Below are 21,301 nucleotides of genomic sequence, written 5' to 3' on the forward strand. Positions count from 1 at the left end.
GAACGTCCCGGGGCGGCGCCGCCGCCGGGGCCCGCCACGACACCTCACCAGGGGAACGACGATGACCACCCCCACCACCCTGACGGTCCCGCTGCGCGTCCCCGGGCGGCGGGTGCGCGCGGTCGGCCTCGACCGGGCCGAGAGCCTCGGTGTCGCCGGCGTGTCCACGGCCCCGCGCACCGCGCGCATCCTCGTGGAGAACGTTCTGCGGCAGGCGGTGCTCGCCCCCGGCGCCCCGCTCGACGACGCCCTGCTGACCGCCGGGCGCGTGGTTGCGGCCTGCGCCGGACGCGGGCCCGCGCCGGAGATCGGGCTGCGCATGGCGCGGATCGTCATGCAGGACCACACCGGACTGCCGGTCCTGGCGGACCTCGCGACGCTCCGGTCCCTGCTGCACGAGCGCGGGCTCGACCCGGAGCTCGCCCGGCCGCGTGTCCCCGTGGACCTGGTCGTCGACCACTCCGTCGAGGTGCGCGCCTGGGGCAGCGCCGACGCCCTGCGGCGCAACACCGAGGCCGAGCTGGCCCTGAACCGGGAGCGCTACCGCTTCCTCGGCTGGGCGCGGCAGGGCATCCCCGGGGTGCGGGTGGTCCCGCCGGGCCGGGGCATCATCCACCAGATCCACCTGGAGCACCTGGCCGAAGTGGTGCGCGTGGACGGCGGTCTCGCCGGCCCCGACACCGTGCTGGGCACGGACTCGCACACCCCCATGGTGAACGCCCTCGGGGTGCTCGGCTGGGGCGTCGGCGGCATCGAGGCGGCGCTGACCATGCTCGGGCACCCGGTGACGCTGCTGGCGCCGCCCGTGGTCGGCGTCCGGCTCACCGGGGCGCTCGCGGCGGGGGTCACGGCGACGGACCTGGCGCTGACGATGACCCGGTTCCTGCGGGACCTGGGCGTGGTCGGGTCGTTCGTGGAGTTCTTCGGGCCGGGGGTGCGGGCGCTGTCCGTCGCGGACCGGGCCACCGTCGCCAACATGGCCCCGGAGTACGGGTCCACCGTGGCGTGGTTCCCCGTGGACGAGGCCACCGTGGAGTACCTGCGGCTGACCGGGCGTCCGCCGGAGCAGGTGGCGCTGGTGCGCGCCTACGCCGAGCGGCAGGGCCTGTTCGCCTCGGCGGAGGCGGACGAGGAGGAGCTGACGTTCGCCCGGACGGCCGCGTTCGACCTGGGGCGGGTCGAGCCGTGCGTGGCCGGGCCGCGGCGGCCGCAGGACCGGGTGCCGCTGCGGGAGGTGGCGGGGACGTTCCCCGGGCCGGGGACGCGTTCCCCGGGCGGCGGCGCCGCGCCCGCCGACGGCTTCGTCGCCATCGCCGCCATCACCAGTTGCACCAACACGGCCAACCCGGCGGGGATGGTGACCGCCGGGCTCCTCGCCCGCGCCGCCGTCGCCCGGGGCCTGGCCGTGCCGCCGTGGGTGAAAACCAGCCTCGCCCCGGGCTCCCGGGTCGTCACCCGCCACCTGGACGCCGCGGGGCTGCTCGCGCCGCTGGAGCGCCTGGGGTTCGCGGTCGCCGGGTACGGCTGCACCACCTGCATCGGCAACTCCGGCGCGCTCGCCGACCCGGCGGCGGAGGCGGTGCGGCGCGGGGTGCGGCCCGCCGCCGTGCTCTCCGGCAACCGCAACTTCGACGGCCGCGTCCACCCGGAGGTGCCCGCCGTCTACCTCGCCTCGCCCGCCCTGGTGGTGGCCTTCGCGCTGGCCGGGACCGTGCTCACCGACCTGACGGGCGAGCCGCTCGGCCGGGACGCGCGGGGGCGCGAGGTGTATCTGCGGGACCTGTGGCCGAGCCCGGAGCAGATCGCGGAGGCGACGGCGTGCCTCACCCCCGAGCACTTCGCGGCGGAGCGGACGGCGCTGGCGGGCCGTGACCTGGCGTGGGCCGGTCCGGACACCCCGTCGGGCCCGGTGTACGACTGGCCGCAGGACTCGACGTACCTGGTGCGCTCCCCCTTCTTCACCCTCGGCACCCCGGGCCTGGCCGACCTGCGCGGCGCCCGGGTCCTGGTGCACGCCGGGGACTTCACCACGACCGACCACATCTCCCCTGCCGGCGCCATCCCCCCGGGCTCCGCCGCCGCCCGCCACCTCGACGCCCGCGGGGTGCCGCACGCGGAGCACAGCTCCTACGGCTGCCGCCGCGGCAACCACGAGGTGCTGGTGCGCGGCGCCTTCTCCAACCCCGCGTTCCGCAACCGCCTGGCGCCCGCCCGCCCCGGCGGCTGGACCACGCACCTGCCGAGCGGCCGGGAGCTGCCGGTGTACGAGGCCGCCCGGGAGTACGCGGCGGCCGGGGTGCCCGCGCTGGTGCTGGCCGGGCGCGAGTACGGGGTGGGCAGCTCCCGGGACTGGGCGGCCAAGGGCCCGGCGCTGCTGGGGGTGCGCGCCGTGCTCGCCGAGGGCTTCGAGCGCATCCACCGCAGCAACCTGGTGGGCATGGGCATCGTCCCCCTCCGCTTCGAACCCGGCACCGGCGCGGACACGCTCGGCCTCACCGGCCGGGAGGTCTACGACGTCACGGGGCTGCGCGGCCTCACCCCGCGCGGCAAGGTCACGGTGCGCGCCGCGGGCGAGGGGGCGCCGCCGCGCGAGTGGCACATGACGGCGCACGTGGAGACGGAGCGGGAGGTCCGGTATCTGCGGGACGGCGGGTTCCTGCGCTCGGTGGCCGCGGAGCTGCTGCCGGGGTGAGCCCGCGCCGGGGCGGTCAGGGCTCCGGCTCGCACAGCCGCCGGAAGCCGCGGCGCACATAGACGGCGGGCGGCAGGTCCCACACCTCGGCGTGCGCCACCTCCCCCACCAGGACGACGTGGTCGCCGCCGTCGTGGGGCGGGCGGGCCGTGCAGGACAGCCGCGCCACGACGCCCTTCAGGACGGGCAGCCCGTCCGGGTGGTCGCCGGTCTCGCCGCCCGCGAACTTGTCGGTGCCCCGGGTGGCGAAGCGCCTGGCCGCCTCCTGCTGGTCCGCGCTCAGCACGTGCACGGCGAAGCGCGGGGCCTCGAGGAACGCCGGGCAGCACGCGGCGGACCTGGCCAGGCAGACCAGCACCCGGGGCGGGGCGTCGGACAGGGAGGCGAAGGAGCTCGCGGTGAACCCGCGGGGCCGGCCGGCGCGGTCGCGGGTGACCACCACGGTGACCCCCGTGGGGAACCGGCTCATCGCCTCCCGGAACGCCGCGGTGTCCGGGGAGGACGTCCCGGTCCCGGCTCGGGGGTCGGGCGGCCGTGCCATGACTCCACTCCCAGCGTCCGTGAAGCAGCGTCCGTGAAGGCTTCGCCTGCGATCCCACCAGGAATCATCACGAAAAACGATCAACGGCTCGCGACGGCCGCCGGGATTCCCCCGGACGGCGCAGCCGGACCGCCGTTCCGCGCCGTGAACCTGGCGGCTCCCGGGGGAAACGCCCCCGAACCGGGACCGAATTCGCCCTATGATCCGATCACCATCGCCGAACGGGGAGCCGTGTCATGGACGAGACCGACCTGCGCCATCTGCGCCGCTGCGTGGACCTCGCGGAGCGGGCCCTGGAGGTGGGGGACGAGCCGTTCGGAGCGGTCCTCGTCGCCGCCGACGGGACCGTGCTGTTCGAGGACCACAACCACGTGGCGTCGGGCGACCACACCCGGCACCCGGAGTTCGAGCTGGCCCGCTGGTCGGCCGCGCACCTGTCCCCGGCGGAGCGGGCCGCCGCGACCGTCTACACCTCGGGGGAGCACTGCCCGATGTGCGCGGCGGCGCACGGCTGGGTGGGCCTGGGCCGCATCGTGTACGCCAGCTCCGCCGAGCAGTTGGCGGGCTGGCTGGGCGAGCTCGGGGTGCCCGCGCCGCCGGTGCGCACCCTGCCCGTCCGCCAGGTCGTCCCTGGCGCGGCGGTGGAGGGGCCTGCGCCGGACCTCGCCGAGCGGGTGCGGGAGCTGCACCGCCGGTTCCACGCCGCGCCGCCGCCCGCCGGGGGCCGCTCCGCGCCGCCCGCGACGGTGCGGGAGATCGCCAGCCAGCCGGACTGCTGGCGGCGCGCCGCCGACCTGGTCCGCGGCAGCCGGGCCGTGCGGGACGCGCTGCCCGGGCCGGGTGAGCGGGTCGCCGTCGTCGGCTGCGGCACCTCCTGGTTCGTCGCGCAGGCGTACGCGGCGCTGCGGGAGTCGGCGGGCCGGGGCGAGACCGACGCCTTCCCCGCCTCGGAGTTCCCCGCGGGCCGCGCCTACGACCGGGTGCTGGCGCTGAGCCGGTCGGGCACCACCACGGAGCTGGTGGACCTGCTGGCCGGGCTGCGCGGGCGGGTGCCCGCCACGGTGGTGACGGCGGTGCCGGACTCGCCCGCGGCGCGGGCCGCGGACGCCGCGGTGGTGCTGGACTTCGCCGACGAGGAGTCGGTGGTGCAGACCAGGTTCGCCACCACGGAGCTGGCGCTGCTGCGGGCCCACCTCGGGGAGCGGGTGGAGGCGGCGGAGGCGGACGCGCGGGCCGCGCTCGCCGCTCCGCCGGAGACGCGACTGCTCACCGCGGAGCAGTTCACCTTCCTCGGCCGGGGCTGGACCTGCGGGCTGGCCCAGGAGGCGGCGCTGAAGCTGCGCGAGGCCGCGGGGGCGTGGACGGAGGCGTACCCGGTGATGGAGTACCGGCACGGGCCGGTCAGCGTCACCGGGCCGCGCAGCGTGGTGTGGTGGCTCGGCGAGGGGGACAGCGGCCTCGCGGAGGAGGTGGCGCGCACCGGCGGGCGGTTCGTGCACCACGCGGGCGACCCGATGGCGGCGCTGGTGCGGGTGCACCGCCTGGCGGTGGCGCTCGCCGAGGCGCGCGGCCTGGACCCGGACCGGCCGCGCCATCTGACGCGCTCGGTGATCCTGCGGTGAGCCGGGCGCGGCGCGCGTACCGCCGGGGGCGGCCCGGGTCCGCGCGCCGCCGGACCCGCCGACCGGGCGGCGGGCCGTGCCCGGCGCCGGGCGGGGTGGAGGATTAGGGTGAAGTGACCGTTTCCTCTCCCCCGGTTCTCCCTCTCGCGCGTGCGGGCACACCCGCGCGAGGGGCAGGAAGGTGGCGCCGCCCATGAGCCCCGCAGTCCGTCTCGCGCAGCAGCCGGAGGCCGACGAGCTGCTCGGCCGCAGTCCGCTGGCCGCCCTGGTCGGGATGCTGCTCGACCAGCAGATTCCGATGGAGTGGGCGTTCACCGGCCCGCACACCATCGCCGAGCGGCTGGGCCGCGACGACCTGGACGCCCACGAGATCGCCGCCCACGACCCGGAGGGGTTCGCCGCGCTGCTGTCGGCCAAGCCCGCCGTGCACCGCTACCCGGGGTCGATGGCCAAGCGGGTGCAGCAGCTCTGCCGCCACCTGGTCGAGCACTACGACGGCGACGCGAGCGCGGTGTGGCGGGACGCGGACAGCGGCCGCGAGCTGCTGCGGCGGCTGAACGAGCTGCCGGGGTTCGGCAAGCAGAAGGCGCAGATCTTCCTGGCGCTGCTGGGCAAGCAGTACGGGGTGACCCCGCCGGGCTGGCGGGAGGCCGCGGGCCCGTACGGGGAGGAGGGCTCGTTCCGGTCGGTGGCCGACATCACCGGGCCGGAGTCGCTGGCCCGGGTGCGCGCCCACAAGCAGCGGATGAAGCAGGCGGCGAAGTCCGGCGGCTGAGCCCGGCGGCCGGGACCGGCCGACGCGACCCGCGCCGCGGGGTCAGCCGGCGCCGGTCAGGAGCTGCGCGGCCAGCAGCAGCCCGGCGCCGCCGACCGCGCAGGCCACCGCGAGGACCCGCCCGCGGGTCGCCGCCGTGGTGGGCGGGAGGCGGGCGGGCAGGGCCGCGGGCAGCGCGACCGCCGCCGCCAGGATCCCGGCCGCGGTCTCCAGCGGGGCGTGGCCGGTCACTCCGCCGCGCACCAGCAGCACCGCGGCGACGGCGGCGGCCAGGGCGGTGCGCTGCCAGGCGAGCGCGGTGCGCTCGGGTTGCAGTCCGGGGTCGCGCCGGGTCATCGCCCGTCCAGCAGCACCAGCAGCAGCACGGCGGCGCCCGCCAGGGTCGTCGCGCCGCCCACCACCAGCGGCAGCCTGGTCGCCGGCAGCGGCCCGCCGAGCCGCATGGCGTGCTGGACACCGCGCCAGCGGCGGTAGGCGAGGGCGGCCAGCACGGTGCCGGTGACCGCGAGGAAGGCGCCGAGCGCCGTGGCGGGCCCGGCCCGGTGCCGCGGGGGCAGCAACTGCACCAGGGCGACGGCCCCGGCCAGCAGGGCCAGACCGGTGCGGATCCAGGCGAGGAAGGTGCGCTCGTTGGCGAGGGAGAACCGGTAGTCGGGCTCCTCCCCCTGCTCGTGCCAGGGCGCGCCGCCGTCACCGCGCACCGGGCGCCCCCGGGTGCCTGGCCTGCCGCTCGCTCATACCGACGAGCATAGGCACCTTCGCGCCACGGCCCGCGGCCGGGCGCAGCGCGCGGTCCCGAGCGTCGCCGCCAGGTGAGCGGGCGGGTGAACAGGGTGCTGCACGAGTGTTGACGCGGCCATGTCCCGGCTCCTACCGTCCTGTCCGAAGTTACGCACCGTGTTCGAGATCCCGGACATCTGGATGTCGGCCTCCGGCCTCCGGGTGCCCGTTCCCGGTGCCCGCTCGCGCGGGCGCCAGGGACCGCCCCGCACCGTGAGCGACCGTGGCCGGAAGGGACGTACATGCGGCAGCCTCCACCCCCACCGAGGGGCCGTCCGAGCCGGCGGAGCGTCGTCGGCGGCACCCTCGCCCTGGCCACCGGGCTCGCCGGCCTCGGCGCCACCGGCTGCGCCGCCCCGGACAGCGTCGGCGGAGCCGGGACCCGGGTGCGCTACTGGAACCTGTTCGGGGGCGGCGACGGCGCCAACATGCAGCGGATGCTGGACGACTTCCGGGCCGCCCACCCCGGCATCGACCTGGAGGACGCCACCCTGGAGTGGGGCGCCCCCTACTACACCAAGCTCGCCATGGCCGGCGCGGGCGGACGCGCCCCCGAGGTCGCCGTGCTGCACCTGGCCCGGCTGCCCGGCTTCGCGCCCGGCCGCCTGCTCGACCCGTTCGACCTCGACCTGCTCGCCGAGTTCGGGGTGCGGCCCGCCGACTTCCCGCCGGACATCTGGGAGCGCGGCCGGGTCGGCGGCGAGACCTACGCGGTGCCCTTCGACACCCACCCGCTGGTCCTGTACTACAACACCGACATCTGCCGGCGGGCCGGGCTGCTCGGGCCGGGCGGGCGGCTGAAGGACATCTCGGGTCCCGAGGGGTTCCGCGCCGCGCTGGAGGCCGCCAAGGAGGCCACCGGGGAGCCCGGCCTCGTGTTCGAGACCCTCGGCGTCGGCACGGTCGGCCCGTGGCGGCTGTTCTCCACCTTCTACGCGCAGACCGGCGGCACCGTGCTCGACGACGAGGGCACCACGATCACCCTCGACGACGACGCGGCGGTGGAGGTCCTCACGTTCCTGCGCGGCCTCACCCGGGACGGCCTGGCCGTGGCGAAGGCGGACTACCAGGGCACCGTCGCCACCTTCCACGGCGGGAAGACCGGGTTCGCCCTCAACGGCGACTGGGAGGTCACCACGTACGTCAACGCGAAGCTCCCCTTCAGCATGACCCAGGTCCCCGCCGTGTTCGGCGGCCGGCGAACCGCGCAGGCCGACTGCCACGCCTTCGTCCTGCCGCACCGGCGCGACCGCGGCGGCGAGGCCAACCGCGCCGCCCACCGGTTCGTCGCCTGGATGCTGCGCAACAGCGTCGACTGGGCGGCGGGCGGCCATGTCCCCGCCTACCGGCCGGTGCTCGACGACCCGGCGTACCTGCGGATGCGGCCCCAGTCGGAGTACCGCTCGGCGATCGACCACGTGGCCCTCGACCCCCGCGCCTGGTTCGCCGGGTCCGCGTCCGTGATGTGGCTCGACCTCGCCCGGGCGTTCTCCGGCGCGCTCACCGGCTCCCGCACCCCCCGCCAGGCCGTGGCGCAGGCCAGGGCGTCACTGCGCAAGCTCATCGCCACGCCCAACCCGCTCGGAGGGAGCACACCCGTATGACCGTCTCCCTCCCCCGGCCCGGCTCCCGCGCCCCCGCCGCGGCGCCCGCCGCCAAACCCGCCCCGGTGCGCCGGTCCTGGACCGAGCACGGCCTGGTCTTCACCGCGCCGTTCCTGCTGGCGTTCGCCCTGTTCCTGCTCTGGCCGCTGGTGCAGGGCCTGCGGCTGAGCCTGACCGACGAGGACATCGCGGGCCTCGGCGGCGACTTCGTCGGGTTCGACAACTACTCCGAGGCGTTCCGCGACGAGGCCATGTGGGACTCGCTGTGGAACACCGTCTACTTCACCCTGCTCAGCACGCCCCCGCTGGTGCTGCTCGGTCTCGGCCTGGCCCTGCTGGTGCACCACCTGCGGTTCGCGGACTGGCTGTGGCGCCTGTCGTTCTTCGCCCCGTTCATGCTGCCGTCCACGGTGGTCGCGTTCATCTGGGTGTGGATGTACCAGCCCGGCTTCGGGCTGCTCGACCAGTGGCTCGCCGACCTCGGCGTGGACACTCGCGTCGGCTGGCTCACCGACACCGCCTACGCCATGCCGTCGATCGTGCTCACCACCCTGTGGTGGACCGTCGGCTTCAACTTCCTGCTGTACCTGGCCGCGCTCCAGGCCATCCCGCAGCACCTGTACGAGGCGGCCGAGCTCGACGGCGCCGGGCCGTGGCAGCGGCTGCGGCACGTCACCCTGCCGATGCTGCGGCGCACCACCGGCCTGGTGGCGGTGCTCCAGGTGCTCGCGTCTATGAAGGTCTTCGACCAGGTGTACCTGATGACCGGCGGCGGGCCCGACCTGTCCACCAGGCCCGCCATCGAGTACGTCTACGACGTCGGCTTCACCGGCTACCGGGTCGGCTACGCCTCGGCGGTCTCCTACATCCTGTTCGCACTGATCCTCGTCATCTCCCTGGCCCAGTTGCGGCTGACCCGCGTCCGTGAGGAGGACCGCTGATGGCCGCGGAAACCGCGGAGGCGAGCGCGGGCCGCAGGCCCCGCTGGACCCCGGGCCGGATAGGGCTGCTGCTCACCGCGCTCGGCCTGGCCGTGCTGTGGCTGGTGCCGTTCGCCTGGGCGCTGGCCACCTCGCTCAAACCGGAGGCCGAGACCACCAGCACACCGCTGGAGTGGATCGGCTCCACCCTCACCCTCGACGCCTACGGCAAGGTGCTGGAGGGCGGCGACCTGGTGCGGTGGACGCTCAACTCCCTGTTCGTCTCCGCGGTCGTCACCGTGCTGGTGGTGCTGCTCAGCGCGATGGCGGCCTACGGGTTCGCGCGCACCGAGTTCCGCGGGCGCAAGGCCCTGTACGGCCTGGTGCTCGCCGGGATCATGGTGCCGCCGCAGGTGCTGATCGCCCCGCTGTTCGCCCAGATGGTGCAGATGCGCATGGTGGACACCTACTGGGGCATCATCCTGCCGCAGATCGTGGTGCCCGCCATGGTGTTCATCCTGGTGAAGTTCTTCCAGGGGCTGCCCAGGGAGCTGGAGGACGCGGCGTTCGTGGACGGCGCGGGCCGGTGGCGGGTGTTCTGGCAGATCGTCGTGCCGCTGTCCCGGCCGGTGCTGGCCGCCGTGGCGATCTTCACCTTCATCGGCACCTGGAACAACTTCCTGTGGCCGTTCCTGGTCACCACCGACCCCGGCCAGATGACCCTGCCGGTGGGCCTGAAGAACGTGCAGGGCACGTTCGGGGTCCGCTACGCCCAGGTGATGGCGTCCGCCATCCTGGCCGGGCTGCCCCTGCTGGTGGTCTTCGTGGCCTTCCAGCGCCAGATCGTCCGCGGCGTGGCCCACACGGGTCTCGCCGGTCAGTGAGCGCCGCCCCCGCAAGGAACCCGCACCCCCCACCGAGTTCCCGAAGACGGGACAAGGAGAGTAGCCCATGACCCGAACGCGAACCCGCACCCGCACCCGCACCCGCAGCAGGACCCTCGTCACCCTGGTGGCCGCGGCCGTCGTCGCCCTGCTGCCCTCCACCGCGTCGGCCTACCCGGGCCCCGGCCTGGTCACCGGCGACGTGCTGGTGCACGACCCGACGATGATCCGCACCTCCCAGGGCTACGTCGTGTACTCCACCCACGGCGGCCTGGAGGCGCGCACCTCCACCGACCGCACCGCCTTCCGGCGCAGCGGCTCGGCGTTCACCTCGCTGCCGTCGTGGTGGTCCGCCTACTCCTCGAGCCGCGACCCGTGGGCGCCGGACATCTCGTACCACAACGGCCGCTACTGGCTGTACTACGCGGTGTCCAGCTTCGGCTCCAACAACTCCGCGATCGGCCTGGCCACCAGCAGCAGCGGCCAGCCCGGCACCTGGACCGACCAGGGCATCGTGCACTCGACGAGGACCAGCGACAACCACAACGCCATCGACCCGTCGCTGCTGGTGGACGCGCAGGGCCGCTGGTGGCTGAGCTTCGGCTCGTTCTGGTCCGGCATCCGCATGATCCGGATCGACCCGAACACCGGCAAGCGCCTGAGCAGCGACCAGACGCTGTACCACCTGGCGTACCGGCCCGACGGCGGCAACGCCGTGGAGGCGCCGCACATCATCCGGCACGGCAACTACTACTACCTGTTCGTGTCCTTCGACCGGTGCTGCGCCGGCACCTCCAGCACCTACAAGGTCAAGGTGGGCCGCTCCACCAGCCCCACCGGCCCGTACACCGACCGCAGCGGCAAGGCCATGCTCAGCGGCGGCGGCACCGAGATCCTGGCCACCCACGACCGGGTGATCGGCCCCGGCGGGCAGTCGGTGATGAGCGACTCCGACGGCGACCTGCTCGTCTACCACTACTACGACCGCGACGACGGCGGCCGCAACAAGCTCGGCATCAACCTGATCGGCTGGGACTCCGCGGGCTGGCCGTACGTGTACTGACCCGCCCGCACCCGGCACACACCGGCCGGGGGCGGTCGCGGGCCACCCCGCGCACCGGGCGCCCCCCGGTCGGCAGTTCGGCGAAGCACACGAGAAAGGCAGCCATGCCCGCCCTCCCCGCACGGTTCACCCTCGACCCCGCGTTCACGGTCGGCACCGTCAACCCGCGCCTGTACGGCTCGTTCGTCGAGCACCTCGGCCGGTGCGTCTACACCGGCGTCCACGAGCCCGGCCACCCCACGGCGGACGCGGCGGGGCTGCGCCGGGACGTCCTGGCGCTGGTGCGCGAACTGGGCGTCACCATGGTCCGCTACCCGGGCGGCAACTTCGTCTCCGGCTACCGCTGGGAGGACGGCACCGGGCCGGTGGAGCAGCGGCCCGCGCGCCTGGACCTGGCGTGGAAGACCGTGGAGACCAACCGGTTCGGCCTGGCGGAGTTCCTCGACTTCTGCGCCAAGGCCCGGGTGGAGCCGATGATGGCGGTCAACCTCGGCACCCGCGGCATCCAGGAGGCCGCGGACCTGCTGGAGTACTGCAACCACCCCGGCGGCACCGAGCTGTCCGACCGCAGGGCCGCGCACGGGTCGCCCGAGCCCTACGGGATCAAACTGTGGTGCCTGGGCAACGAGCTGGACGGGCCGTGGCAGGTCGGCCACAAGACGGCGGGCGAGTACGGGCGGCTCGCCGCCGAGACGGCCCGCGCCATGCGCCTGGTCGACCCCGGGGTGCGGCTCGTCGCCTGCGGCAGTTCCAACTCCGGCATGCCCACGTTCGCCTCCTGGGAGGCGGAGGTGCTCGGCGAGGCGTACGACCTGGTGGACTACGTCTCCCTGCACGCCTACTACGAGGAGACCGACGGCGACCGTGACTCGTTCCTGGCCTCCGCGGTGGACATGGAGCACTTCATCGAGTCCGTCGTCGCCACCTGCGACCACGTGCGGGCGAAGCTGAAGCGCGAGCGGCGCATGGAGCTCTCGTTCGACGAGTGGAACGTGTGGTACCAGAAGCGGCGGCACCCGAACCCGCCGCCCGACTGGTCACAGGCCCCGCGGCTGCTGGAGGACGTGTACACCGTCACCGACGCGGTGGTGGTGGGCTCGCTGCTGATCGCGCTGCTGCGGCACTGCGACCGGGTGACCGCCGCCTGCCTGGCGCAGCTCGTCAACGTGATCGCGCCCATCGTCACCGAGCCCGGCGGGCCCGCCTGGCGGCAGACCACCTTCTTCCCGTTCGCCCAGGCGTCCAGGTACGGGCGGGGCCGGGTGCTGCGGGTGGAGCCGGAGGGCCCCGCGCACCGCACCGCGCGGTTCGGTGAGGTGCCGCTGCTGCACGCCACCGCCACCGCGGACGACGACACCGGCGCCGTCACGGTGTTCGCGGTGAACCGGAGCCAGGGCGCGCCGCTGCCGCTGGAGGTGGAGCTGCGCGGCGCGGGACGGCTCGCGGTGGCCGAGCACCTGGTGCTGGCGGACCGGGACCCGGACGCGGCCAACACCGCGGAGCAGCCGGAGCGGGTGGCGCCGGGCCGGGTCGCGGGGTCGGCGGTCACCGGCGGGACGCTGCGGGCCGAGCTGCCGCCGATGTCGTGGAACGTGATCCGCCTGCTGCCCCAGTAGCCCCGGCGGGGGCGGGCCGGGAGTGGTCACGGGGCCGCGGGCGGTCGTTCGCGGCCCCGTCACACGGCGTTCCCGCGGGCGGGCCAGACTCGCGGCCCGCGGGCCCGCGAGGCGCCGCGTCCCGGCACGGGGCCGGGCATGGACGAAGGGACCGAAACGGTGCGACGTCGTGCAACACTGCCGGCCATGGCCCTGCTCACGGCCCTGCTCACCCTGGGCACCGCCCCGGGGGCGCAGGCCGCTCCGGAGGCGGGGGCCGCTCCGGATGCCGCGGCGGCGGGCGGCTCGTTCAGTGTGCTCACCTACAACGTGGCCGGGCTGCCCGAGGGCCTGTCCTCCGGCGACCCGGAGAAGAACACTCCGCTGATCAGCCCGCGGCTCGGCGCGTACGACATCGTCAACGTGCAGGAGGACTTCAACTACCACGCCGCCCTGTACGCCGGCGACGACCACCCGCACCGGACCCCCACCAGCGGCGGGGTGCCGTTCGGCGACGGGCTCAACACGCTGTCCGACCTGCCGTACAGCGACTTCGAGCGGGTGCGCTGGCAGCAGTGCAACGGCACGGACTGCCTCACCCCGAAGGGCTTCACCTTCGCCCGGGTGCGGCTCGCCGAGGGCGTGTACGTGGACCTGTACAACGTGCACGCCAACGCCGGGGTCACCGACGCCGACCTGGCGGCGCGGCGCGCGAACCTCACCCAGTTGACCCGGTACGTCGCGGCGCGGTCGGCCGGGAACGCGGTGGTGGTCATGGGCGACACCAACACCCGGTACACCCGTGCGGGCGACAACATCCGGGACCTGGTGCGCGGCGCCGGGCTCACCGACGCCTGGGTGGAGCTGGAGCGCGGCGGCGCCGAGCCGGCGCAGGGCTCCCCCGCGCTGGTGTGCGACCCGGCGGCGGTGACGGACGGCTGCGAGGTGGTGGACAAGATCCTGTACCGGGACAGCCGGTTGGTGGACCTCACCGCTCGCGACTACCGCAACGAGCACCCGAGGTTCCTCGACGGGGCGGGCCTGCCGCTGTCCGACCACTACCCGCACACCGTGGACTTCTCCTACACCCTCGCCGAGGGCATCCGGCTGAGCGACACCTTCGGCGGTCCGCACGGCACCCCGTTCACCGACCTGCCCGCGCTGCCGGAGCGGCCCGTGGTGCGCGCGCTCACCCTGCGCGGGGCCGCCCGGCTCGACCAGGTGTCCCTGGCCCTGGGCGACGGCACGGCGTTCACGCACGGCGGCACCGGCGGCACCCCGGCCACCCTGGAGCTGGCCCCGGGCGAGCACCTGACGTCGGTGACGCTGACCCGCGGGCAGAAGGACGGCCGCACCCGCCTGTTCTCCGCCCGCTTCACCACCAGCGGCGGCCGCGCGCTGAGCGCGGGCACCCCCACCGCCGACGCCGCCACGTTCACCGCGCCCGCGGGCTGGCGGATCGCGGGCTTCACCGGCCGGGCCGGCGACGAGGTGGACCAGCTCGGGGTGGTCTACGTCCCGGTGGGCTGAGCCCCCGGCACGATCTCCAGGCGGGACGGCGCCGGGGCGGGCGGCGGCAGGCGCAGCCCGTCCCGGCCCGGGGTGAGGGCGCCCAGCACGGTGGCGCGGCGGGCGCCCGTGCACCCGGGCAGGGCGCCGGGGACGCCGTGGACGGTCAGGAAGCCCAGCACCGCGAACGCGTACGCCTCCTTGGCCGCCTCCGGCAGCCCGAGCTCGCCGGAGGCGCGCAGCGGGACACCGTCCAGCGCCGCGCGCAGCCGGGCCAGCAGCACCGGGTTGCGGGTGCCGCCGCCGGAGGCGATCACCTCGGTGCCGCCGGCGGCCCGCACCGCGGCGGCGACCGTGCGGGCGGTCAGCTCGGTGAGGGTGGCGAGCAGGTCCGCGTCCGGCAGCGGGCCCGCGGCGTCGAGGGCGGCCTTCAGGTACGGCGGGCCGAACAGCTCCTTGCCGGTGGTCTTCGGCGGCGGCAGGGCGTAGTAGGGCTCGGCGAGCAGGCGGCGCAGCAGCCCGGGGCGCACGGTGCCGCGGGCGGCCAGGGCGCCGTCCGTGTCGCGGTCGGCGCGGCCGCCGGTGAGGTGGTGGACGGCGGCGTCGAGCAGGGCGTTGGCCGGGCCCGTGTCGAACGCAAGGGGGCCGCGCGGGCCCGCGGCGACGGTGACGTTGGCGATGCCGCCGAGGTTGAGCGCGACGGGCACGCCGGGCCGCCCCCGCAGCCACAGCACGTCCACGGCGGCGACCAGCGGCGCCCCCTGGCCGCCCGCGGCCACGTCCGCGGCGCGCAGGTCCGCCACCACCGGGCGGCCGGTGCGCTCGGCGATCCAGGCGGGCCGCCCGAGCTGGAGGGTGCCGTGCACCCGGCCGCCCTCGGCCCAGTGGTGGACGGTCTGCCCGTGGGAGACGACCAGTTCGGCGCGGCCGCGGCACAGCTCGCGGTCGGCGCGGTCGGCGACGGCGGCGAACGCCTGGCCGATGCGGGTGTCCAGGCGGCACACCTCGGCCATGGTGGTCGCGGCGGGCGGCAGCGCGGCGGCCAGGGCGGCGCGCAGCTCCGGCGGGTAGGGGACGGCGATCATGCCGAGCGGGGCGAGCCGCAGCGTGTTCCCGTCCAGGGTGAGGTCCGCGGCGGCGGCGTCCACCGCGTCGTGGGACGTCCCCGACATCAGCCCGATCACCCGCACCGCGCGCCCCCCGTCACCGCAGCGGCCCGCGGTGGGCGTCGCCGCGCAGGGTGAGCAGGGCGAGCGCGCTCACCGCGCAGGTGGCGGCCGCGTAGTAGGCGGGCACGTCCGCGTCGCCGGTGCGCTGCACCGCCTCGGTGATCAGCAGCCCGGCCGAGCCGGAGAACACCGCGTTGGACAGGGCGTAGGCCAGGCCCAGCCCGGTGCAGCGCACCGTCGCGGGGAACGCCTCCGCGAGCATCGCCGGGCCGGGGCCCGCGAGCAGGCCGACCAGGGCGCCCGCGAGGAACACGGCGGCGCCCTTGGCGGCGGTCGGGGCGCCCGGGTGCTGGAGCAGGTCGAGCAGCGGCACGGAGGCTACGGCGACCAGGGCGGCCCCGGCCGTCATCACCGGCCGTCTGCCGAGCCGGTCGCTGAGCGTCCCCGCGGGCAGGATCGACAGGGCGAACCCCAGGTTGGCCAGGGCGGTGGCGGCCAGCGCCTCCCGGAAGCCGGCGCCCAGGGTGGTCTGGAGGTACGACGGCAGGACGACCAGGAAGGTGTAACCGGCCGCCGACCAGCCCATGACCCGCCCCACCGCGAGCACCACGGCGCGGGCGGCGGCGCGCGGCGCGGCGGCCGGGAGCGGGTGCGCCGCGCCGCCCGCGCCCCGGTCCGCGCGGGCCGCCGTGAAGGAGGGTGTCTCCTCCAGACGCAGGCGCAGCCACAGCGCGAGCAGCCCGAGCGGCAGCGCCAGCAGGAACGGCACCCGCCACCCCCACCGGTGCAGGTCGTCCGGGGGCAGCGCGGTGGCCAGCAGCGTGGCCAGGCCGGCGCCCGCGAGCAGGCCGAGCGCCACGGTGAAGGACTGCCAGGCCCCGTACCGGCCACGCCTGCCCGGCGGCGCGAACTCCGTCATGACCGCGACCGCGCCGCCGAACTCGCCGCCCGCGGACAGCCCCTGCACCGCCCGCAGCAGGGTGAGCAGCCACGGCGCGGCGGCGCCCGCGGTGGCCCGGGTGGGCAGCAGCCCGATCAGCGTGGTGGCGGCGGTCATCAGCGACAGCGCGGCGATCAGGGCGGGGCGGCGCCCGTACCGGTCGGCCGCGCGGCCGAGGCAGGCGGCGCCCAGCGGCCGGAAGAAGAACGCGACCGCGAACGACGCGTACGTCTTCACCAGGGCCTCGGCCTCGCCGCCGCCCTCGGGGGTGAAGAACCGCGCGGCGATGACCGTGGCGAAGTAGCCGTACGCGCCGAACTCGTACCACTCGATGAAGTTGCCCACGGAGCCGGCCACCAGCGCCCGGCGCGAGGGCCGCGCGCCGGGCGCCGCCTCCCGGTGGCCCCGCGCGGTGGTCGCCATGTCCCGCCCTTCCGGACCCGGCCGGGTCCTCGGCGCACCAGGTGCGGTCACGAGTCTGACGGCGGGCGGACGCGCTGTCAGCGGGGCGCGGCGGCACGTCCCCTGAGGGGGCGCAGGGCACGGCACCGGACGGCCGTCCCCGCCGTCCGGGCGGGGCGGCCTTGAACGCCGCCGCGCCCGGACGCGTATTCCCCGCGGAGGCACCCGGGCGCTCCCCCGTCCGGCGCTCCCGCTCGCCGCCGCCGACACCGTGGAGGGTCGACCGATGAACGATTCCACCAGCCTGCCGATCCAGGCGCTGCCGGACGGCAGCGCCGAGCTGCACCTGGTGCTGCGGCTGCGCTGGGAGGACGTGGCCGCCCTGGGCCGGGAGGCCGGGCGGCTGGCCACCCGGTTGCAGCGCCCGGTCAGCCTGGACGAGGCCGCCGGCCACCGGCTGAGCAGTTGGGCCGCCGCCACCGCCACCCCGGCGGCGCCCAGGGACCGGGTGGAGTCCGGCGGCGGCGCCTCACCGGCGCTGCCGTCCGCGGCCCCCGCCGTGGCCTCCCCGGCGGTGCCGTCCGTGACCGCGCCCGCCGCGCAGCCGGCCCCGACCGCGGCGTCCCCGGTCCCGGCCGCCGCGGGCCAGGACGTCCACCACGGCGAGGACCGCGGCGGGTTCGACCGCTCCGCCCGGGTGTCCTCCCTGGCCGGGCGGGCCCCGTAGGGCCCGTCGTCGAATCCCCGACTGCCCCACGGGCGACGACGGGAATTCGACGACAGGCCCTGGGCCACCCGCGCCGCGGGCCGGCCGGCGGGCGAGCCGGGGCGCGGACGCGGCTCACCCGCCCCGGCTCACCCCGGCAGCACGCACACCGGCACCGGCGCCGGATGGGGCGCGCCGGCCGGGGTGAGCGCGCCCGAGCGCCGGTCCACACGGAACCGGGCCACCGTGCCCGACCGCTGGTTGGCCACGTACAGCACCGCACCGGACGCGGTGAGGCTCATGTGCCGGGGCCAGCTCCCGCCGCACGGCGTCGCGCCCAGCAGCCGCAGCGCGGCCCCGCCCGACTCCACGGCGAACACCGCCACGCTGTCGTGCCCGCGGTTGGACAGGTACACGAACCGGCCGTCGGCCGAGGCCAGGATCTCCGCCGGGAGGTTGCGCACGCCCCCGGGCGCCCCGCCGGGCACGGTCGGCAGCACGGCGCCCGGGGTCAGCGCGCCGGTCGCCGGGTCCAGCCGGCACACGGTGACGGTGCTGTCGAGCTCGCCCGCCACGTACGCGAACCGGCCCGACGGGTGGAACGCCAGGTGGCGCGGGCCCGACCCGGGGCGCATCCGGGCGCGGGACCGCTCGGTGAGCCGCCCGGTGCCGGGGTCGAGGCGGTAGGTGTACACCGTGTCGGTGCCCAGGTCCACGGCCAGCACATGGCGGCCGTCAGGTGTGGGCAGCACCTGGTGGGCGTGCGGGCCCTGCTGCCTCGGGTCGGGGCCCGAGCCGGTGTGCCGCACCAGGTCGGTGCGCTCGCCGAGCGAGCCGTCGGCCCGCACCGGGTGCACGGCGACGCTGCCCGAGCTGTAGTTGGCGCTCAGCAGGTGGCGCTCCCCGGGGGCGAGCGCCAGGTGGCAGGGGTCGGCGCCGCCGGTGCCGCGCGAGCCCAGCACCCGGGGGCCGCCCGGGGCGTCGAGCGCTATCGCGGTGACGGCGCCCTCGGCCAGCTCGTTGACGGCGTACAGGACGCGGCCCGAGGCGGAGCGGACCAGGAACGAGGGGTTGGCGACGCCCTCGACCACCCCGGTCGGGCGGATCTCGCCGGTAGGCGGGTGGTGGACCGCCAGGCCCACCCCGGTGCCGCCGCCCTCGTGGGTGGTGTAGGTGCCCAGGTACAGGGGCGCGAGCCCTTCCCTGGACGGCGCGCGGCGGGCGGCGCGGGCCGCGGCGGTGCCGCCGCGCAGCAGCCCCGCCGCGGTGGCCGCGGCCGCGGCGCCGAGCAGGCGGCGCCGGGTGGTGCCGCCGCCCCCGGCCGATGAGGGGCGTGGTGTGGTCTCCGCGGTGGTCATGGCACCTCCGTGCTCGTCGGGAACGGGATCTCGGCGCCGGGCGTGGGCGGTTCGCCGTGCCGGAGACCCGCGGGTCTCCACCTGTCCGTACCCCACGGTGGGGCGGCCGTACGCCGAACCGGCCCCGCCACCGGTCGGAGCCGCACCGCGAGGTACCGCGAACCGGGCGCACCGGGCGCGACGCCGGCGACGCCGCGGTGCCTCCGCCCGCCGACGCGGCCGCGGGCGGAGCCGCCGTCCGCCTTCCGGGGTGTCGCCCCGCACGGCTCCGCCACCCGGGGCACCGCCCGGCATGACTCGCCGCCGCGGGGGCACCCGGGGCGCGGAGGCCCGCCGACCCTCGCGTGACCGCTGTGCCGAGGAGAGTGCACGCCATGTCCTTCCCGTCCGTCGCGGTCCTCGTGGAGCTGGTCAGGAGCCCGCTCGCGGGCGGGCACGTCAAGTGCTGGGAGCGCTTCGCCGAGGCGGCCGCCGCGCGCGGCGACGTGGACCTGACCGTGTACGTGCTGGGCGGGCGCCCCGGCGTGCAGCACCTCTCCCCCGGTGTGCGGTTCGTGGCGCTGCGGCCCGTGCTGGGCTCGGCGCCGCTGACCCGCTCCGCCGGTGCGGACGTCACCGACCTGGCGCCGCACCACCCGGCCCTGGCCCGGCTGCTGCCCCGGCACGACGTGTGGCACCTGACGCACTCCTTCGCGTTCGCGGCCACCGCCGCCCGGCTGGCCCGCCGCGCCCGGCGGGCGGACCTGCCGGGGCTGCCGGGAGTGGTCGGGTCCGTGCACACCGACGTGACCGCGCTGGCCGCCGCGTACGGGCGGCGCACCGCGGAGGGGCTGCCGGGGGTGGGGCGGCTGGTGCGCGCGCTGCCGCCGTCCGGCCCGCCCGAGGCGTTCGCGGCGGCGCTGGTGCGGCGGCGCCGCGACCGGTGCCTGGCCGTGTGCGAGCGGGTGCTGGTGGCCACGCCGTCGCAGCGGGCCGAGGTGGCCGCGCTGGTCGGCGAGGACCGGGTGGCGCTGCTCGGCCGGGGCGTGGACGGGCGGCGGTTCCGGCCCGACCCCGCCGCCCGCGCGGAGCTGGGCCGCGCCCACGGGATACCGCCGGAGGCGACGGCGGTGCTGTTCGCCGGGCGGGTGGACGACTCCAAGCGGGTGATGGTGCTCGCCGAGGCGGTGCACCGGCTGCGCGGCACCGGGCGCGCGGTGCACCTGGTCGTCGCCGGGGCGGGGCCGGACGCGGGCCGGGTCACGGCGCTGCTGGGGCGCGGCGCCACCCTGCTCGGCCCGGTACCGCAGGAACGACTGGCCCGCGTGTACGCCGCCTGCGACGTGTTCGCCCTGCCGTCGCTGACCGAGACCATCGGCAACGTCGTCGCCGAGGCCATGTCCTGCCACCTGCCGGTGGTGCTGCCCGCGGGCGCCCGCACCACCGCGTGGCTGGAGTGCCCCGGGCGGGACGGGCTGGCCGTGGAGCGCGACGACGCCGCCGGGTGGGCGCTGGCCCTCGCCGGCCTCGTGGACCGGCCCGAGTGGCGGGCGCGGATCGGCGAGCGGGCCGGCGGGACGGCGCGCCGCAGGCACCGCGACTGGGACGCGGTGCTCGCCGAGGACCTGCTGCCGGTGTGGCGGGAGGCGGCCGGGCGGCGGGCGGCGTGGCGGCGGTCCGGTGCCGCGCGTGCGCCGGCAGGGGCCGTCCGGGCCCGGTGAGCCGGGCCGTCGCCGTGGGCGCCGCCCTGGCCGCGGGCGGGTGCTTCGCCCTGGCCGGCGCGCTCCAGCAGGCCGCCGCGAGCCGCCGCCCCGAGGCGGAGGCCCTGTCGCCGCGGCTGCTGCGCGGCCTCGCGCGGCAGCCGGTGTGGCTGGCGGGCATGGCGCTGGCGGTGCTGGCGTACGGCTTCCAGTCGCTGGCGCTGGCGTTCGGGCCGCTGAGCCTGGTGCAGCCGCTGATCGTCAGCGAGCTGCTGTTCGCGATCCCGCTGGCGGCGCGGCTGCACCGGATGCGGCTCGGCGCGCGGGAGTGGACGGGCGCCGCGGCCGTGGCGGGCGGGCTCGCCACGGCGCTCGCCGCGGCCCGGCCGTACGGCGGTGAGCCGGCCGCCTCGCCCGGCCAGTGGCTGCTGCTGTTCGCCGCCGCGGGCGCGGTGACGGCGGCGGTGCTCAGGGGGGCCCGCGCGGTGCGGGGCCCCGCCAGGGCGTCGCTGATCGCGCTGGCGGCGGGCGTGGTGATGGGCACCCAGTCGGTGCTGCTCGCCGTGACCGTGGACCGGTTCGGGGAAGGGCCGGGCGCGGTGCTGACCGCCTGGCAGACGTATCTGCTGGTGGGGGCGAGCGCGGCCGGGCTGCTGCTGATCCAGACCGCGTTCCAGGCCGGTCCGCTGTCCGCGAGCCTGCCGGTGATCGACGCGACCGAGCCGGTGGTCGCGACCGTGGTGGGGGTGACGCTGTTCGGCGAGGCGGTGCGCACCGGGTGGCTCGCCGGGAGCCTGGCGGCGGCCGGGGCGGCGGTGACGCTGGCCGGTGTCGTGCTGCTCGACACCTCGCCGCTGCTGCGGGCCCTGCACCGGCGCGCGGAGGCCCAGCGGCCGGACCGGCTCCGGCCCGGCGGGACCGCTGGGCCGGAGGAGTGACGACGGGACGCCGGGGCGGGCGGCCCTGACCCATCCGAGGGACTTGTATGACAGATGCGGGGCCGGTGCGGGAACACCTCCCCGAAAGGCCGCGCGGAGCCGCCGGCCAGGCTCCCGGCCCGGG

18 protein-coding genes and 1 pseudogene are annotated in these 21,301 nt (G+C 76.8%); 13 read left to right on the forward strand and 6 right to left on the reverse strand.

The features are described 5' to 3' along the window. Positions 1-61 precede the first annotated feature (61 nt). Complete coding sequence (gene acnA, locus ACYVO2_RS12455; protein ID WP_461007780.1) at positions 62-2,692, forward strand: aconitate hydratase AcnA; 2,631 nt, start codon at positions 62-64, stop codon at positions 2,690-2,692. 16 nt (positions 2,693-2,708) lie between these two features. Here the strand turns inward: acnA and ACYVO2_RS12460 are convergent, their stop codons facing one another. Further along, entirely contained in the window at positions 2,709-3,233 is a 525-nt protein-coding gene (locus ACYVO2_RS12460; RefSeq protein WP_461007781.1) for a flavin reductase family protein, read from the reverse strand. A gap of 236 nt (positions 3,234-3,469) precedes the next feature. Between ACYVO2_RS12460 and ACYVO2_RS12465 the strand changes: the two are divergent. From ACYVO2_RS12465 to ACYVO2_RS12475, 3 genes and pseudogenes are all read left to right on the forward strand, one after another. Further along, a pseudogene (locus ACYVO2_RS12465) lies at positions 3,470-3,763 on the forward strand (nucleoside deaminase); the annotation flags it as partial. 216 nt (positions 3,764-3,979) lie between these two features. Continuing rightward, positions 3,980-4,855: an SIS domain-containing protein gene (locus ACYVO2_RS12470; RefSeq protein ID WP_461007868.1), complete on the forward strand. Its 876-nt coding sequence runs from the start codon at positions 3,980-3,982 to the stop codon at positions 4,853-4,855. Between the two features lie 193 nt (positions 4,856-5,048). Continuing rightward, positions 5,049-5,630: an HhH-GPD-type base excision DNA repair protein gene (locus ACYVO2_RS12475; RefSeq protein ID WP_461007782.1), complete on the forward strand. Its 582-nt coding sequence runs from the start codon at positions 5,049-5,051 to the stop codon at positions 5,628-5,630. A gap of 42 nt (positions 5,631-5,672) precedes the next feature. Here the strand turns inward: ACYVO2_RS12475 and ACYVO2_RS12480 are convergent, their stop codons facing one another. Next, positions 5,673-5,966 (reverse strand): DUF202 domain-containing protein, encoded by a 294-nt coding sequence (locus ACYVO2_RS12480; protein WP_461007783.1) that lies wholly within the window; start codon positions 5,964-5,966, stop codon positions 5,673-5,675. Further along, positions 5,963-6,331 carry a YidH family protein gene (locus ACYVO2_RS12485; protein WP_461007784.1) on the reverse strand — a complete coding sequence of 123 codons (369 nt, stop codon included), beginning with the start codon at positions 6,329-6,331 and terminating at the stop codon, positions 5,963-5,965. The genes ACYVO2_RS12480 and ACYVO2_RS12485 overlap by 4 nt, the downstream gene beginning before the upstream one ends. A gap of 321 nt (positions 6,332-6,652) precedes the next feature. Between ACYVO2_RS12485 and ACYVO2_RS12490 the strand changes: the two genes are divergently transcribed. The 6 genes from ACYVO2_RS12490 (at position 6,653) to ACYVO2_RS12515 (ending at position 14,006) form a co-directional block, all read left to right on the forward strand. Then, entirely contained in the window at positions 6,653-8,014 is a 1,362-nt protein-coding gene (locus tag ACYVO2_RS12490) for an extracellular solute-binding protein (protein ID WP_461007785.1), read from the forward strand. Continuing rightward, on the forward strand, positions 8,011-8,955 hold the full coding sequence (locus ACYVO2_RS12495) for a carbohydrate ABC transporter permease (protein WP_461007786.1): 945 nt from the start codon (positions 8,011-8,013) through the stop codon (positions 8,953-8,955). The genes ACYVO2_RS12490 and ACYVO2_RS12495 overlap by 4 nt, the downstream gene beginning before the upstream one ends. After that, positions 8,955-9,818, forward strand: a complete 864-nt coding sequence (locus tag ACYVO2_RS12500; RefSeq protein ID WP_461007787.1) for a carbohydrate ABC transporter permease — start codon at positions 8,955-8,957, stop codon at positions 9,816-9,818. Before ACYVO2_RS12495 ends, ACYVO2_RS12500 begins: the two co-directional genes overlap by 1 nt. Before the next feature lie 67 nt (positions 9,819-9,885). Continuing rightward, a complete protein-coding gene (locus ACYVO2_RS12505; protein ID WP_461007788.1) occupies positions 9,886-10,881 on the forward strand; it encodes an arabinan endo-1,5-alpha-L-arabinosidase in 996 nt (331 codons plus the stop codon). Positions 10,882-10,985: 104 nt separating this feature from the next. Continuing rightward, positions 10,986-12,497, forward strand: a complete 1,512-nt coding sequence (gene arfA / locus ACYVO2_RS12510) for an arabinosylfuranosidase ArfA (protein ID WP_461007789.1) — start codon at positions 10,986-10,988, stop codon at positions 12,495-12,497. Positions 12,498-12,683: 186 nt separating this feature from the next. Beyond that, positions 12,684-14,006 carry a jacalin-like lectin gene (locus tag ACYVO2_RS12515; protein WP_461007790.1) on the forward strand — a complete coding sequence of 441 codons (1,323 nt, stop codon included), beginning with the start codon at positions 12,684-12,686 and terminating at the stop codon, positions 14,004-14,006. Here the strand turns inward: ACYVO2_RS12515 and ACYVO2_RS12520 are convergent. Both ACYVO2_RS12520 and ACYVO2_RS12525 read right to left on the reverse strand, forming a co-directional pair. Continuing rightward, positions 13,988-15,175: an anhydro-N-acetylmuramic acid kinase gene (locus ACYVO2_RS12520; RefSeq protein ID WP_461007791.1), complete on the reverse strand. Its 1,188-nt coding sequence runs from the start codon at positions 15,173-15,175 to the stop codon at positions 13,988-13,990. The two genes, ACYVO2_RS12515 and ACYVO2_RS12520, sit on opposite strands and share 19 nt — an antisense overlap. A gap of 13 nt (positions 15,176-15,188) precedes the next feature. Beyond that, a complete protein-coding gene (locus ACYVO2_RS12525) occupies positions 15,189-16,517 on the reverse strand; it encodes an MFS transporter (protein ID WP_461007792.1) in 1,329 nt (442 codons plus the stop codon). Positions 16,518-16,782: 265 nt separating this feature from the next. On the opposite strand from ACYVO2_RS12525, the gene ACYVO2_RS12530 reads away from it, so the two are divergent. Next, entirely contained in the window at positions 16,783-17,223 is a 441-nt protein-coding gene (locus tag ACYVO2_RS12530) for a hypothetical protein (RefSeq protein ID WP_461007793.1), read from the forward strand. Positions 17,224-17,351: 128 nt separating this feature from the next. On the opposite strand, the gene ACYVO2_RS12535 is transcribed toward ACYVO2_RS12530, so the two are convergent. Continuing rightward, positions 17,352-18,560, reverse strand: coding sequence for a lactonase family protein (locus ACYVO2_RS12535; protein ID WP_461007794.1), 1,209 nt, complete (start codon positions 18,558-18,560; stop codon positions 17,352-17,354). Between the two features lie 374 nt (positions 18,561-18,934). Between ACYVO2_RS12535 and ACYVO2_RS12540 the strand changes: the two genes are divergently transcribed. Beyond that, positions 18,935-20,260, forward strand: a complete 1,326-nt coding sequence (locus tag ACYVO2_RS12540; RefSeq protein ID WP_461007795.1) for a glycosyltransferase — start codon at positions 18,935-18,937, stop codon at positions 20,258-20,260. Next, positions 20,257-21,177 (forward strand): DMT family transporter, encoded by a 921-nt coding sequence (locus ACYVO2_RS12545; RefSeq protein WP_461007796.1) that lies wholly within the window; start codon positions 20,257-20,259, stop codon positions 21,175-21,177. The genes ACYVO2_RS12540 and ACYVO2_RS12545 overlap by 4 nt, the downstream gene beginning before the upstream one ends. Positions 21,178-21,301: the final 124 nt, after the last annotated feature.

The sequence above is a fragment of the Streptomyces capparidis genome (assembly GCF_054782095.1).